Source organism: Micromonospora sp. NPDC047738 (assembly GCF_040642675.1).
Classification (GTDB): Bacteria; Actinomycetota; Actinomycetes; order Mycobacteriales; family Micromonosporaceae; genus Micromonospora.
The window spans coordinates 28,701-42,888 of record NZ_JBEYSO010000045.1 but is presented as its reverse complement, the minus strand read 5'-3'; the positions used below and the strand labels follow the sequence as shown (position 1 = coordinate 42,888).

Sequence of the window (14,188 nt, the reverse complement as noted above, 5' to 3'; positions counted from 1 at the left end):
CAGCAGCCGGACCAGCATCCGCCCGGTGGTGGTCTTGCCGCAGCCCGATTCCCCGACCAGGCCCAACGTCTCCCCCGGCCGGACGTCGAAGTCCAGCCCGTCGACGGCGCGGACGGCGCCCTTGGCCCGAAACCCGTCGCGCACCGGGAAGTGCTTGGTCAGCCCGCGCACCTTGAGCAGTGGTTCGGTCATTGCGCGACTCCCACCTGGGCGATGTCCTGCTGGTAGAGCCGGGTGCGCTCCTCGGCCGGCAGGTGGCAGGCGACCAGGTGTCCCGCCTCCCCGGCCGGCCGCAGCTCGGGCACCTCGGTGCGGGAACGGTCGCCGTTGCGGTCGGCGTAACGGCAGCGTGGGTGGAAGGCGCACCCGGAGGGCAGGTTGATCAACGAGGGCGGGTTGCCCTTGATCGGCACTAGGTCCGCGTCCGCGTCACCGTGCAACGACGGCACACTCGACAACAACCCCCACGTGTACGGATGCTGCGGCCGCCGCAACACCTGCTCCACACTCCCGTGCTCGACCGCCCGCCCCCCGTACATCACCAACACGTCATCGGCGACCTGCGACACCACACCCAGATCGTGGGTGATCAGGATGATCGCCGACCGGAACTCCTGCTGAAGGTCTTCGAGGAGGTCCAGGATCTGCGCCTGCACCGTCACATCCAACGCCGTCGTCGGCTCATCGGCGATCAACAGATCCGGATCGTTCACCAACGCCATCGCGATCATCGCCCGCTGCCGCATCCCACCCGAGAACTCGTGCGGATACTGGTCGAACCGCTTCCCCGGCTGCGGAATCCCCACCCGACCCAACATGTCCACCGCCCGGCCGCGGGCCTCCCGCCGGCTGGCCCTCGGATGATGCACCCGATACGCCTCAGCGATCTGCCTACCCACCGTGTAGTACGGATGCAGGGCCGACAACGGATCCTGGAAGATCATCGCCATGTCCCGGCCCCGCAGGCGCCGGACCTCCTCCTCCGGCAGGCCGACCAACTGACGGCCGCCCACGGAGATCTCCCCGCTGATCGTGGTGCGCTTGGCGTTGTGCAGACCGAGGATGGCCAGCGAGGTGACACTCTTGCCCGAACCGGACTCCCCCACGATGCCGAGGGTGCGACCCCGCTCCACCGAGAACGACACCCCATCCACGGCGCGAACCACACCGTCCTCGGTGTCGAACCGCACCCGCAGGTCCTTGACCCGCAGGTAGGGACCCTCGCCAGAGCGCTGCTCCGGCACCGCTGGGCGGTCCGGTTCCCCGGACGGCGCCGACTCCGACCTGCCCACGACCGCCTCCCCCTCAGTGACGAAGAGAACTTACAGCAAAGTTCTGGAGGCGAAAATAAGCTACAAAACGTGGGATGTCAGCGGCCTGAGCGTAACGAGTGGGTTTCGGGCTTGACCAGCCCCTCAGCAGGAGATTCACGTCCGCAACTCGATGTCTTCGTGCCGTGAGCGCACCGCAAGTGTGACGATGAATGCGCCAGTCACGTGAGGATTCCCGCCGGCATGAGGTGGAGGTGACCATGACCGCGGCGGTGTTCGACCACAACGGCCCGTGGACCGAAGAGGAGTACCTCGCCCTCGGCGAGACGCAGCAGCGCGTCGAACTCTTCGACGGGAGCCTTCACGTGACGCCAGCCCCCACGCCGCGGCATCAGCGGATCTCACGCAAGCTCGGCAACATTCTCGAGGCGGCCGCCGAAGCCGTGGGGCTGGAACTGCTGGAGGCGGTGAACGTGCGGCTCCGGCCCGGCCGCATCCCCATCCCCGACCTCGTCGTCACCGAGCCGGTTGACCTCGATGAACTCATCATCGAGGCGGATGCGGTGCGGCTGGTCTGCGAGATCATCTCGCCGAGCAATGCGGCCACCGACAAGGTGCTCAAGATGCACTACTATGCCGCCGCCGGCATCGAGTGGTACCTACTGGTCGCGCAGGAGACTGGCAGCTTGCGCCCTTACCGTCGCCGGGGCGGCCACTACACCGAACAGTCCGTCGCCAAGCGGGGCGAGGTGCTGGAGCTGAGCGACCCCGTGCGGGCGACGATCCGGCCCGAGGATCTCGTCTCCTGACGGATGTCGGTGCGCTCGCCTAGGGTCGGGCGCATGAGCGAGTTCGACGCGGCGAGCGCCGCCGTCCAGGCCGCCCTCGACGCGGGAGCCCGATACGCGGACGCCCGGGTGATGCACCGCCGCTACGAGTCGATGTCGGCCCGCAACGGCGACATCGAGGAGCTGACCCAGGACGAGAGCATCGGGCTGGGTGTCCGGGCGCTGGTCGGATCGAGCTGGGGCTTCCACGCCGTACCCGATCTGTCGGACGCCGCGGCCCGCGATGCCGGGCGGCGTGCCGCGGCGATCGCCGCCGCGAGCGCGCGGGTCCCCGGCCCGCCGATCGACCTGGTCCCCGTCGCGGCCACCGTGGCGAGCTGGGCCTCCGGGTGCGAGGTGGACCCGCTCGGTGTCGCCCTCTCCGACAAGGGCGACCTGCTGGTCCGCGCCACGGAGACGATGCGCGCGCACGGCGCCGACCTGGCCGAGGGGCTCTACCAGATCTGGGACACCGCCAAGTGGTTCGTCTCCAGCGAGGGGCACCGGATCGACCAGCGCATCCGGGAGTGCGGCGGCGGCATCTCGGCGACCTCGATCGGCGACGGCGAGACCCAGCGGCGGTCCTATCCGAGTTACCGCGGGCAGTACGGCACCACCGGCTGGGAGCTGGTCACCTCGCTCGACCTGCCCGGGCACGCCGCCCGGATCGCCGAGGAGTCCCGGGAACTGCTCACCGCCCCCGAATGCCCGGCCGACGAGACCGACCTGATCCTCGGCGGCGAGCAGCTCGCCCTGCAGATCCACGAGTCGGTCGGCCACGCCATCGAGCTGGACCGGATCCTCGGCTGGGAGGCCGCCTTCGCCGGGACGTCCTGGCTCGACCTGACCCGGCTCGGCGCGCTGCGCTACGGCTCCGAGCTGATGAACATCACCATCGACCCGACCATCCCCGGGGCGCTGGGCAGCTTCGGCTTCGACGACGAGGGCTCCCCGGCGGTCAAGCGGGACGCGGTCCGCGCCGGGCGCTGGGTGGGGGTGCTCGCCGGCCGCGACTCGGCCGCCGTCGCGGGTCTCGGCTACGGCGGCAGCGTACGGGCGGACGGCTGGGCGCGGCTGCCGATGGTGCGGATGACCAACGTGGGCCTCGAACCGGGCCCGCACACCCTCGACGAGATCATCGCGGCCACCGACGACGGGGTGCTGATGGACATCAACCGCTCCTGGTCGATCGACGACAAGCGACTGAACTTCCAGTTCGGTTGCGAGGTCGGCTGGGAGGTCAAGAAGGGCCGGCGGGGGCGGATGCTGCGCAACCCCACCTACACCGGGATCGGGCCGGTCTTCTGGCGCTCGATGGACATGCTCTCCTCGGAGATCGTCCCGTGGGGCACGCCGAACTGCGGCAAGGGCCAGCCCGGCCAGGTCGGACACACCGGCCACCCGGCCGCACCGGCCCGCTTCCGAAACGTCCGGGTGGGGGTACGGGCATGAGCGAGCGTCAGCGAGCGAATCATCAACGCAGTGCGGAGGTGCCTCATGCCGGCGCCGAGCGGAGCGAGGTGACGGCATGAGCGAGCGAATCATCAATGCAGTGCGGAGGTGCCTCATGCCGGCGCCGAGCGGAGCGAGGTGAAGGCATGACCGAGCGTCAGCGAGCGAATCATCAATGCAGTGCGGAGGTGCCTCATGCCGGCGCCGAGCGAAGCGAGGTGACGGCATGACCGAGCTGGACATCGCCGGGCACGTGGTGGAGCTGGTCCGCCGGCTCGCCGGGCCGGACGCGCAGGCCGAGGTCACGGTGACCCGCGCCGACCTGGCGCTGACCCGGTTCGCGAACTCGTTCATCCACCAGAACGTCGCCGAGTCGGGCACGGCGGTGCGGCTGCGGCTGCACGTCGACGGGCGGACGGCCGCCGGCAGCGGCAGCCTGGTCGACACCGACGGGCTGACCGCCCTGGTCGAGCGGACCCTGGCGGCCGCCCGGCTCTGCCCACCCGATCCGGCCTGGCCCGGGCTGGCCCCGCCGTCGCCGGTGCCGGCGGGCGCGGTCTTCGACGAGGCCACCGCGTTCGCGGAGCCCGATGAGCGAGCCGCCCGGGTACGCGCCTTCGTGGACGCGGTCGGCGGGCTGGAGGCGGCCGGCTACTGCCGGACGGCGTACCGGTCGGGGGCGTTCGCCAACTCGGCCGGCCATTCCGCGTCGGGTCGGATGGCGGAGGCGGCGATGGACGGCATCGCGCGTGCCGGCGGAGCGGACGGGGTGGCCCGGCGCTGCGCCGACCGGCTCGCCGAGCTCGACGGCGCCGCGCTCGGCGGCCGGGCGGCGGCGAAGGCGCGGGCCGCGGCGGATCCGGTCGAGCTGCCCCCGGGGCGCTACGAGGTCGTGCTCGAACCGGCCGCCGTCGCCGACCTGCTGCAGAATCTCTCCTGGTTCGGCTTCAACGGCAAGCGGTACGCCGAGCGGCAGTCCTTCGCCGAACTGAGCGTTGCCCAGTTCGACCCGGCCGTGACCCTGGTGGACGATCCGCTGCACGGCTCGGCCCTGCCGTATGACCTGGAGGGCACCCCGCGACACGCACTGACCCTGGTCGACGCCGGCACCACCAGGGCGGTGACCCACGACCGGCGCAGCGGCGCCGAGGCGGGGGTGGCGTCCACCGGGCACGGGATTCCTGGCGCCGCCACCTTCGGCCCGATCCCGACCAACCTCCGCCTGCTTCCCGCCGCCGCCCGCACGGCCGGTGGTGACAGCCCGGCCCCGGTGGGTGGACCGGCCGAGGGGATTGCGGCGGGCGGCCCGACCGGTGGCACCCCGGCGGGGGCGGTGGCCGATGCGGACACCGCGGCGCTGGTCGCCGGGGTGGAGCGCGGGCTGCTGGTCAGCGACTTCTGGTACACCCGGGTGCTGGACCCGAAACGCCTGGTCATCACCGGGTTGACGCGGAACGGGGTGTGGCTGGTCGAGGACGGGGTGCCGACCCGGGCGGTCCGCGACTTCCGCTTCACCGAGTCGTACCCCCGGGCCCTGGGGCCGGGCCGGGTGCTCGGCCTGGGCCGGCTGCCGCTCCGCCAGCCGGACCGGACGGACGGCGTCTGGTGGGAGGCGCCACCGCTACGGCTGGCGTCGTGGAACTTCACCGGCGGCGCGTCCGGGTGACCCGGGCCGGACACCCGGACGCGACCCTGCCTGCTGCGGCGGACAGCCGCGCTACCCGCTACGAACTTGATGGCGTGGCCGACTAACCGTCTCCCTGATTCATTGTCGTCATCAAGTTCGTAGCGTCCGGAGAGACTTGCCGGGGCCCGTGACGGTGTACCGGAGGCAGCCGCTGGCCCGGGCCGCGACAGCCGCTCGGATATTGATCATGGCTCGGGTCTTTCCAACGTGCGGGACACACGGGACACTGCGTTGCGCGGCCGGGCCGCGAAGATCGGCGTAACGTGTGTCATTTAGCTGCGCCGGTTCGCCGGCGCGGTCGCATGCGTGCGCAAGACGTGGCAGTGGACGCGGTCTCGCCCGGTCCGCTGGCCGGTACGGAAGGTGATCCGCCGCCCCCGCGAGGGCGCCGTCAGGGAGACGACTCGAATGACATCAACGGCAACGAGGCCGCGGGGGGCGCGGGCACGCGCCGCGATCGCGGCGAAGACGTTGCGAACCGACCGCTGGTGGCTTGCGCCACTGATCACCGTCGTCGGGCTCAGCGCCTGGGTCATCTACGCGACGGTCCGGGTCTTCATGCACAAGTGGTACTGGGTCGACGAGTTCCACTACCTGACGCCGTTCTACTCCCCCTGCGTGACCGACCGGTGCGTCGAGGGCTCCGCCCACGTCGGCACCTTCCTGCCCGGCTGGTGGATCATCCCGGACGCGGCGCTGACCCTGCCGTTCCTGCTGCTGTTCCGGCTGACCTGCTACTACTACCGCAAGGCCTACTACCGGTCGTTCTGGTTCACGCCGCCGGCCTGCGCGGTCCCGGACGGGCACCAGGCGTACGGCGGGGAGACCCGATTCCCGCTGCTCGGACAGAACCTGCACCGCTACTTCTTCTACGCCGCCGCGATCATCTCGATCATCAACACGTACGACGCGATCTACGCCTTCCACTCCCCCAAGGGCTTCGGCTTCGGGCTCGGCAACCTGGTCCTGCTGGCCAACGTGGTGATGCTCTGGGCGTACACGATCTCCTGCCACTCCTGCCGGCACATCATCGGCGGGCGGCTCAAGCACTTCTCCAAGCACCCCTTGCGATACAAGGGCTGGACGTTCGTCTCGTGGCTCAACGTCCGGCACATGCAGCTCGCCTGGATCACCCTCGGCACGCTGGCGCTCACCGACTTCTACGTCATGGCGGTGGCGGCCGGCTGGTTCAACGACCTGCGGTTCATCAACTAGAGGCCCGGACATGACTGAGACCCGAATCGAACGACACCACTACGACGTCGTCGTGATCGGCGCCGGCGGCGCCGGCCTGCGCGCGGCGATCGAGGCCCGGCTGACCGGCAAGAAGACCGCGATCATCTCGAAGTCGCTCTTCGGCAAGGCGCACACCGTGATGGCCGAGGGCGGCGCCGCCGCCGCGATGGGGAACGTGAACCCGCGCGACAACTGGCAGGTGCACTTCCGCGACACCATGCGCGGCGGCAAGTTCCTCAACAACTTCCGGATGGCCGAGCTGCACGCGAAGGAGTCGCCGCAGCGGATCTGGGAGCTGGAGACGTACGGTGCGCTCTTCGACCGGACGAAGGACGGGAAGATCTCCCAGCGCAACTTCGGCGGCCACGAGTACCCGCGGCTGGCGCACGTCGGCGACCGGACCGGCCTGGAGCTGATCCGGACTCTCCAGCAGAAGATCGTCTCCCTTCAGCAGGAGGACAAGCGGGAGTTCGGCGACTACGAGGCCCGGATCAAGGTCTTCGCCGAGACCACCATCACCGAACTGCTGCTCGACGGCGACCGGGTCGCGGGCGCGTTCGGCTACTACCGGGAGTCCGGCGAGTTCATCCTCTTCGAGGCACCGGCCGTGGTGCTGGCCACCGGCGGCGTGGGCCGCTCCTACAAGGTCACCTCGAACTCCTGGGAGTACACCGGGGACGGTCACGCGCTGGCGCTGCGCGCCGGAGCGACGCTGATCAACATGGAGTTCCTCCAGTTCCACCCGACCGGCATGGTCTGGCCGCCCTCGGTGAAGGGCATCCTGGTCACCGAGTCGGTCCGCGGCGACGGTGGGGTGCTGAAGAACTCCGAGGGCAAGCGGTTCATGTTCGACTACGTGCCGGACGTGTTCCGCAAGCAGTACGCCGACAACGAGGCGGAGGCGGACCGCTGGTACAAGGACCCCGACAACAACCGGCGTCCGCCCGAGCTGCTTCCCCGCGATGAGGTGGCGCGCGCCATCAACAGCGAGGTCAAGGCCGGTCGGGGCACCCCGGCCGGCGGCGTCTACCTGGACATCGCCTCCCGGCTGCCGGCCGAGGAGATCCGCCGCCGCCTGCCGTCGATGTACCACCAGTTCAAGGAACTGGCCGACGTCGACATCACCAAGGAGCCGATGGAGGTCGGCCCGACCTGCCACTACGTGATGGGCGGCGTCGAGGTGGACCCGGACTCCGGCGCGGCGGCGGGCAGCGTACGCGGGCTCTTCGCCGCCGGTGAGGTGTCCGGCGGCATGCACGGCTCCAACCGGCTCGGCGGCAACTCCCTCTCGGACCTGCTGGTCTTCGGCAAGCGGGCGGGTGGCCACGCCGCCTCGTACACCGATCAGCTGGCCGCGCGCCCGAAGGTCGCGGTCGCCGCCGTGGAGGCCGCGGTGGAGACGGCGCTGGCGCCGCTGCAGCGGGACACTGGGGAGAGCCCGTACGTCCTGCAGCAGGACCTCCAGGCGGTGATGGGGGAACTGGTCGGGATCATCCGGCGCGAGGGTGAGCTGGCCGACGCCCTGGGCAAGCTGGCGGAGCTGCGGGAGCGGGTGGCCAAGGTGAGCGCGGCCGGCGGACGGCGCTACAACCCGGGCTGGCACCTGGCGCTGGACCTGCGCAACATGCTGGTGGTCTCGGAGTGCACGGCGAAGGCCGCCCTGGAGCGGGCGGAGTCGCGCGGCGGGCACACCCGGGAGGACTTCCCGGCGATGGACCCGGCGTGGCGGCGGGTGAACCTGGTCTGCTCGCTGGACGGCGACGCGGTCCGGTTGGAGCGCAAGCCGCTGCCGAAGATGCGCCCGGAGCTGATCACCTTGTTCGACCGGGCGGAGCTGGCCAAGTACCTGACGGACGAGGAACTCGCCGAGTTCGACGCCCTCACCGAGGAGGCGGGCAAGTAATGGGGAACAAGCGACAGTTCCGCATCTGGCGGGGCGACGAGAGCGGCGGCGACCTCCAGGACTACACCGTCGAGGTCAACGAGGGCGAGGTCGTCCTCGACGTGATCCACCGGCTGCAGGCCACCGACGCGCCGGACCTGGCGTGCCGGTGGAACTGCAAGGCCGGCAAGTGCGGCTCCTGCTCGATGGAGATCAACGGCAAGCCGCGGCTGAGCTGCATGACCCGGATGTCGACGTTCGAGGAGAACGAGACCGTCACGGTCACGCCGCTGCGGACGTTCCCGATCATCCGGGATCTGGTCACCGACGTCTCGTTCAACTACGAGAAGGCCCGGGAGACCCCGGCGTTCGCACCGCCGGCCGACCTGGCCCCCGGCGAGTACCGGATGCAGCAGGTCGACGTCGAGCGCTCGCAGGAGTTCCGCAAGTGCATCGAGTGCTACCTGTGCCAGAACGTCTGCCACGTCATCCGTGACCACGAGGAGAACAAGCAGGCGTTCTCCGGTCCCCGGTTCTTCATCCGGGCCGCCGAGCTGGACATGCACCCGCTCGACGCGAAGACCGACCGCAAGGAGTACGCGCAGTCCGAGATGGGACTCGGCTTCTGCAACATCACCAAGTGCTGCACCGAGGTCTGCCCCGAGCACATCAAGATCACGGACAACGGGATCATCCCCATGAAGGAGCGGGTCGTAGACCGCAGGTACGATCCCCTCGTGTGGCTTGGTAGCAAGATCTTCCGGAGGGGTCAGGTGCCTCAAACCAGCGTGACCAGCGAGCACCACAGCGGCGGCGCGGGCTCCGCCCAGAGCGGGGTGCACTCGCACGCCGGCGGCTCGCACGACGCCCGGTCCGAGGCGCAGGCGCAGAAGGGCGTCAACTGGCACCGTCAGGTGCCGCACCCGACCACGCCCCCGCTCGACGCCAACGGCAAGCTGCCGCTGACTGAGCTGACCTTCGACAAGGCCGCCGCGCCGTCGCCGTTCGGTGACGACGTCACCTTCCCGCTGCCGCCGGAGCACCTCAACTTCGCGCACCCGCAGCAGGACCAGCCGAAGCACTGAGCAGCACGACAACGAAGACGGGGGCCGCGGCACACGCCGCCGGCCCCCGTCCCGTTTCCGCCCCCGCGTCCCCTTCCCCCGCTCAGGGGTTGGTGAGCAGGGGGCGCAGGGCGGCGACGATCGGCGCGTCGGCGGGGAGCCAGGCGACGGTGTCGAGCTCGGCGACCGAGAGCCAGCGCAGCTCGGAGTGCTCCAAGGCCTTCGGCTGGTCGCCATGGAGGAGGCGGGCCACGTACACCCGGAGGACGGAACGGCCGTGGGCCATCCGGACGTCCCGGCCGACCCGCGCGCCGATCTCCACGCGTACGTCGAGTTCCTCGGCGCACTCGCGGACCAGCGCGGTCGTCTCGTCCTCCCCCGGCTCGACCTTGCCGCCGGGGAACTCCCAGCGGCCGGCCACCTCCGGAGGTGCGGACCGTTCGCAGGCCAGGACCCTGCCGTCCGCGATGATGGCCGCCCCGACGACCACCTTCGGCTCCCGCCCGCCCTGCCCGTTGCCGCTAACCCGTTCGGTCCGCACGGGCGTCCAGGGTGCCAGATCAATCGGCGGTTTGGGTAGCTGAGCATCGCCGTCAGGTCAGCAGAACACGGAAGTGTGGGCGTGGACACACGATCTGTACGACGACAGACTAGAGGGCGTCGACTGGGACACGGGATGGCGACGATTTGGCCACAAGCCAGCAACGACGCCTGGGAGGTGCGGTGATGCGCGTGCTGTTCAGCGGCCGGGCGAAGCACGACTACCTCAGCGACGCGCTCGCCCTGCTGTCCGGGTGGACCCGGGAGGGTGAGGAGATCCGCCGGACACTCGTCCTGGACGACACCCAGCACGCCGCGTTGACCGAGCGGGTCAAGGTGGTCGCGGACGCGCTGCGCCTGCGGCCCGAGATCAGCCGCCGTGCCGACCGTACGCAGATCCGGGTGGGCCACGGCGACGGCGAGCCGCTGACGGAGGGTGAGGTGCTGCTGGCGGCCCGCATCGAGGACGCCGTCCGTGCGGTCACCGCACCCTGAGCCGGCTGGCGCGCGCCACCTACCGTCGGGGACATGACCACCCCGACGTACGACCGCAAGGAACAGTTCCAGCAGATCCAGAGCGGGCTCCTGGCCGGCGAGCAGATCATCGCCGTGTACGACGCGGTCGGCGCCGGCACCGGATTCATCGGCCTCACCGACCGCCGCGTGATCATTCAGGACCGGTCCTTCATCGGCAAGCGGTACGCCATCACCAGCATCCCGTACTCGAAGATCACCAGCGTCAGCGTGGTGAGCAACAAGTCATGGGGCGGCTCCTTCTTCTCCACCGGGGCGATCGCCATCCACGTCGGCGCGCAGACCTACGAGGTCGAGTTCCGGGGCGCGCAGAAGAGCCACCACGTGCACAACGTGATCCTCCACCACATCTCCTGACCCCTATCCTGATCAACCATGGCGGACCTGCACGCGCACCGGCCAGCGGACGTCGACCGGTTCCTGGCCGAGCTTGACCACCCGTTGAAGGCCGAGGTGGTCGCACTGCGGGCGATCATCACCGGGGTCGACGTGCGGATCACCGAGCAGATCAAGTGGAAGGCGCCGTCGTTCAGCCGGGGCGACTACATCGCCACCTTCAACCTCCGCGACCGCAAGCGGGTGCACCTGGTCTTCCACAACCCGCACCTGGCCACCATCGACAGCCCACTACTCGAGGGCACGTGGCCGGACCGCCGGATGGCGTACTTCGCCGACCTCGCGGACGTCGAGGCCAAGCGGGCCGAGCTGGAACGGGTGGTCGCGGAGATCATCCGGCGTAACGAGGCGGCGTGACGCCGGCCGACCGGCTCTTGGCGGCTCTCTACGACGTGGAGAACCCGTGGGGGCGCGACGACGAGTTCTTCCTCGGCGTGGTCGGCGCGGCTCCGGCGGCCCGCGTGCTCGACCTGGGCTGCGGGACCGGGCGGCTCACCCTGGCGCTGGCCGCCGCCGGTCACACCGTCACCGGGCTGGAGCCGCATTCGGCGTCCCTGGCCGCGGCCCGCAGCAAGCCGGGCGCCGACCGGGTCACCTGGATCGAGGGCAGCTCTGCCGACCTGCCCGACGCCGCGTACCAGGTGGCCCTGATGACCAGCCACGTGGCGCAGGAGATCCGGGGCGACGACGAGTGGGCGGGCACCCTCGCCGACCTGCGCCGGGCCGTGATGGACGGCGGGGCGCTGGCGTTCGACTCGCGCGACCCGGCGGCCCGCCGCTGGGAGCGCTGGACCCCGAGCGCTTCCCGCCGCCGGCTCACCCTGCCCGATGGCACCCCGGTGGACGCCTGGACCGAGCTGACCGAGGTACGCGACGGCCTGGTCAGCTACGTCCACCACTACCGGTGGCTGGACGGCGCGGAGCTGAGCAGCCCGGGCACGCTGCGCTTCCGGGCCGAGGCGGAGCTGCGCGAGTCCCTCGCCGGTGCCGGCTTCACCGTGGAGCGGGTGTGCGGCGGTTGGGCCGGCGAGCCGGTCGGCGCGAGCGACGACGGCGAACTGATCGTGGCCGCTCGGGCGGCCTGATCTCAGGCACTGTCCGGACCTGGGCGCTGCCCCTGGGGACTCCGACGGCGTCAGCGCCGGTAGGTCAGCTCGAAGTCGAGCGTCCAGTCGACCCCGTCCGCCGACTTCTCCCAGCTCGCGTCGATGGTGTCGCCGTCGGCGCTAAACGTCCCGGTGAACCGCTGGTGGAAGCCGGCCGCGTCGCGCCACATCCGCCAGACGCCGCCGGCGAACGTCATCCGGTAGACCCGGTGCACGCCGCGCGCATCGGCGTACAGCACGGAAAACTGCTCGTCGGCGTCGTCGAGGCCGACGAGTTGGGTGGTGGGGAACGGTGCGTTGTCCCGCCACGCCTGCGGCGCCGTGTCCGGCACCGGCTCGGCGTCGGTGAACATCCGCAGGTACTGGCCGCCCTCCACCCAGGTGACGTCCGTCCACCCGGTGCCGAGTCCCTCGACCTTCGGCCGCACCGTCCACCGTCCGACGAGCACGTCCAGCCGTGCGAGCGCGGGATGGCGTTCCCTCATCTCGGACCTCCTCCTGCCAGCGTCGGACTCACGCTAAGGCCCGGGCCCGACATCGGGGTGCCCGGCACAGGAACCTGCCTGGGATACTCGTCCGCATGCGGGGGCGGTTCGGGGTCGTCAAACGGTGGTGGAACGTCCGCCGGGTCCGTTGGGCGCTGCTCGCGGTCGCGGTCGGCGCGGTGGTGGCGACCGGCGGCAGCGTGGCCAGCGTGGCGTGGCTCCGCGGTGGCGCCGAGGGGCACATCTTCACCGAGGCCGACGTGCCGGAGGCGCCGGTCGCTATGGTCCTGGGCACCAAGGTGGAGGCGGACGGCAGCCCGTCGGCCTTCCTCACCGCCCGGCTGGAGCTCGCCCAGCGGCTGTTCACCGCCGGCAAGGTCCGGGCGATCCTGGTGTCCGGCGACAACATGAACGCCGACTACAACGAGCCGGAGGCGATGCGGCGCTGGCTGGTCGACCGGGGCGTGCCGACGGGCAAGGTGGTGCTGGACTACGCCGGCTTCGACACGTACGACTCGTGTGCGCGGGCCAAGCGGATCTTCGGGGTGGACCGGATGACGGTGGTGACGCAGTCGTTCCACCTGCCCCGCGCCGTGGCGCTGTGCCGGCACTTCGGCATCGAGGCCAACGGCGTCGGCGACGACACCGTCCGGCAGTACTCCAAGTGGCGGATCGGCTCGGTTCGCGAGTACGGCGCCTCGGTGAAGGCGGCGGTGGACGTGCTCTCCGGCCGCGACCCCGTCCGCCTCGGGCGCCGCGAGACCGGCGTCGACGACGCCCTCCGCGCCGGCTGACGGCGCTCAGCATGGCGGCCAGCCGCTCAACGCGGCAACTTTCCCGGAACTGCTGCCTCCCCCGCACTGCAGGCAGCAGTTCCGGGGAAGTTGCGTGAGATCACCCTGATCGCTTCGGCGATCATGAAGCCCTCCGGCGCGACCCGGACGGCGAGCGATATTCGCTTGTCAGCACCGGGAGAGTGAGCAGGTGGACGCCTTCGAGGATCTGCTCGCCCGCGCTTACGCCGACCCGGCGGTCGTCGGTCTGGTGTTGACCGGCTCGTACGCGCGCGGGATGGCGACCGTCCACTCCGACCACGATGTGCATGTGGTGGTCCGTTCCCGCGACGAGCGGTGGCACGCCACCCGGCGGACCGCCGAGCTGGACGAGATCGTCTGCACCGTGGACGAACTGGCCGACACCTCCGACCCCTGGCAGCGGTACGCGTTCCGCGGCGCCAAGGTGCTGCTGGACCGGCTCGGCGGGAACGTCACCGCGTTGGTGGAGCGACAGGCCGTACCCACCGAGGCGGAGGCGACCGCCTGGGCCCGGGACGCCCTCGACGGCTACCTGAACCTGGCGTACCGGGCGGCGAAGAGCCGGCGCGACGGGAATGAACTGGCCGCCACGCTGGACGAGCGGGAGAGCGTGCCGTGGCTCCTCACCGCGGTGTTCGCCCTGCACGGGCGGCTGCGGCCGTACAACAAGTACCTGCACTGGGAGCTGGAGACGTACCCCTTGCCCGGGCCCTGGACGGCAGTGGCCTTCCCAGCGCGGGCGCTGCGTGACCCGGTCGGGCTGTTCTCCGACGTGGCACGCCTGGCCCGGGAGCGCGGACACGGCGACGTGCTGGATGGTTGGGGCGACGATCTTGCGCTGCTCCATCCCGGCGCCTGAGTACGCGACCTGCGACGCGATCATTCACGGTCCG

Annotated in this window: 16 protein-coding genes; 12 read left to right on the top strand and 4 right to left on the bottom strand. The window is 70.7% G+C overall.

The window, feature by feature from the left end:
• Both ABZ783_RS34755 and ABZ783_RS34750 read right to left on the bottom strand, forming a co-directional pair.
• The coding region (locus tag ABZ783_RS34755; RefSeq protein ID WP_357446495.1) for an ATP-binding cassette domain-containing protein at positions 1-192 on the bottom strand (192 nt) is incomplete at its 3' end.
• Positions 189-1,244: an ABC transporter ATP-binding protein gene (locus ABZ783_RS34750; RefSeq protein ID WP_357446504.1), complete on the bottom strand. Its 1,056-nt coding sequence runs from the start codon at positions 1,242-1,244 to the stop codon at positions 189-191. The genes ABZ783_RS34755 and ABZ783_RS34750, both read right to left, overlap by 4 nt.
• 287 nt (positions 1,245-1,531) lie before the next feature.
• On the opposite strand from ABZ783_RS34750, the gene ABZ783_RS34745 reads away from it, so the two are divergent.
• The 6 genes from ABZ783_RS34745 to ABZ783_RS34720 all read left to right on the top strand — a co-directional run bounded on the left by ABZ783_RS34745 (position 1,532) and on the right by ABZ783_RS34720 (position 9,440).
• Positions 1,532-2,080, top strand: coding sequence for a Uma2 family endonuclease (locus ABZ783_RS34745; protein WP_357446492.1), 549 nt, complete (start codon positions 1,532-1,534; stop codon positions 2,078-2,080).
• Positions 2,081-2,113: 33 nt separating this feature from the next.
• The gene (locus ABZ783_RS34740; RefSeq protein WP_357446489.1) at positions 2,114-3,550 is read left to right on the top strand and encodes a TldD/PmbA family protein; all 1,437 of its coding nucleotides are present in this window, start codon (positions 2,114-2,116) and stop codon (positions 3,548-3,550) included.
• A 226-nt stretch (positions 3,551-3,776) separates the two neighbouring features.
• Positions 3,777-5,216: a metallopeptidase TldD-related protein gene (locus ABZ783_RS34735; protein WP_357446486.1), complete on the top strand. Its 1,440-nt coding sequence runs from the start codon at positions 3,777-3,779 to the stop codon at positions 5,214-5,216.
• 429 nt (positions 5,217-5,645) lie between these two features.
• Positions 5,646-6,452, top strand: a complete 807-nt coding sequence (locus ABZ783_RS34730) for a hypothetical protein (protein WP_073834789.1) — start codon at positions 5,646-5,648, stop codon at positions 6,450-6,452.
• 10 nt (positions 6,453-6,462) lie between these two features.
• Positions 6,463-8,376: a fumarate reductase/succinate dehydrogenase flavoprotein subunit gene (locus ABZ783_RS34725; RefSeq protein WP_357446483.1), complete on the top strand. Its 1,914-nt coding sequence runs from the start codon at positions 6,463-6,465 to the stop codon at positions 8,374-8,376.
• Positions 8,376-9,440, top strand: coding sequence for a succinate dehydrogenase/fumarate reductase iron-sulfur subunit (locus ABZ783_RS34720; protein WP_357446480.1), 1,065 nt, complete (start codon positions 8,376-8,378; stop codon positions 9,438-9,440). Before ABZ783_RS34725 ends, ABZ783_RS34720 begins: the two co-directional genes overlap by 1 nt.
• An 82-nt stretch (positions 9,441-9,522) precedes the next feature.
• Here ABZ783_RS34720 and ABZ783_RS34715 read toward each other — a convergent pair whose 3' ends face one another.
• Positions 9,523-9,960: a (deoxy)nucleoside triphosphate pyrophosphohydrolase gene (locus tag ABZ783_RS34715; RefSeq protein WP_357446477.1), complete on the bottom strand. Its 438-nt coding sequence runs from the start codon at positions 9,958-9,960 to the stop codon at positions 9,523-9,525.
• A gap of 185 nt (positions 9,961-10,145) precedes the next feature.
• Between ABZ783_RS34715 and ABZ783_RS34710 the strand changes: the two genes are divergently transcribed.
• From ABZ783_RS34710 to ABZ783_RS34695, 4 genes are read left to right on the top strand one after another with little or no spacing between them, the layout of a single operon-like run.
• Positions 10,146-10,454 (top strand): 4a-hydroxytetrahydrobiopterin dehydratase, encoded by a 309-nt coding sequence (locus ABZ783_RS34710; protein WP_357446474.1) that lies wholly within the window; start codon positions 10,146-10,148, stop codon positions 10,452-10,454.
• Positions 10,455-10,487: 33 nt separating this feature from the next.
• Entirely contained in the window at positions 10,488-10,850 is a 363-nt protein-coding gene (locus ABZ783_RS34705) for a PH domain-containing protein (protein ID WP_073834793.1), read from the top strand.
• A gap of 18 nt (positions 10,851-10,868) precedes the next feature.
• Positions 10,869-11,246: a DUF1801 domain-containing protein gene (locus ABZ783_RS34700; RefSeq protein WP_357446471.1), complete on the top strand. Its 378-nt coding sequence runs from the start codon at positions 10,869-10,871 to the stop codon at positions 11,244-11,246.
• Positions 11,243-11,974 (top strand): class I SAM-dependent methyltransferase, encoded by a 732-nt coding sequence (locus ABZ783_RS34695; protein ID WP_357446468.1) that lies wholly within the window; start codon positions 11,243-11,245, stop codon positions 11,972-11,974. The genes ABZ783_RS34700 and ABZ783_RS34695 overlap by 4 nt, the downstream gene beginning before the upstream one ends.
• Positions 11,975-12,024: 50 nt before the next feature.
• Here the strand turns inward: ABZ783_RS34695 and ABZ783_RS34690 are convergent, their stop codons facing one another.
• On the bottom strand, positions 12,025-12,480 hold the full coding sequence (locus ABZ783_RS34690; RefSeq protein WP_357446465.1) for a hypothetical protein: 456 nt from the start codon (positions 12,478-12,480) through the stop codon (positions 12,025-12,027).
• A 95-nt stretch (positions 12,481-12,575) separates the two neighbouring features.
• On the opposite strand from ABZ783_RS34690, the gene ABZ783_RS34685 reads away from it, so the two are divergent.
• Both ABZ783_RS34685 and ABZ783_RS34680 read left to right on the top strand, forming a co-directional pair.
• Entirely contained in the window at positions 12,576-13,274 is a 699-nt protein-coding gene (locus tag ABZ783_RS34685) for an ElyC/SanA/YdcF family protein (protein WP_357446462.1), read from the top strand.
• Between the two features lie 190 nt (positions 13,275-13,464).
• A complete protein-coding gene (locus ABZ783_RS34680; protein WP_357446459.1) occupies positions 13,465-14,154 on the top strand; it encodes a nucleotidyltransferase domain-containing protein in 690 nt (229 codons plus the stop codon).
• The last annotated feature ends 34 nt before the right edge of the window (positions 14,155-14,188 follow it).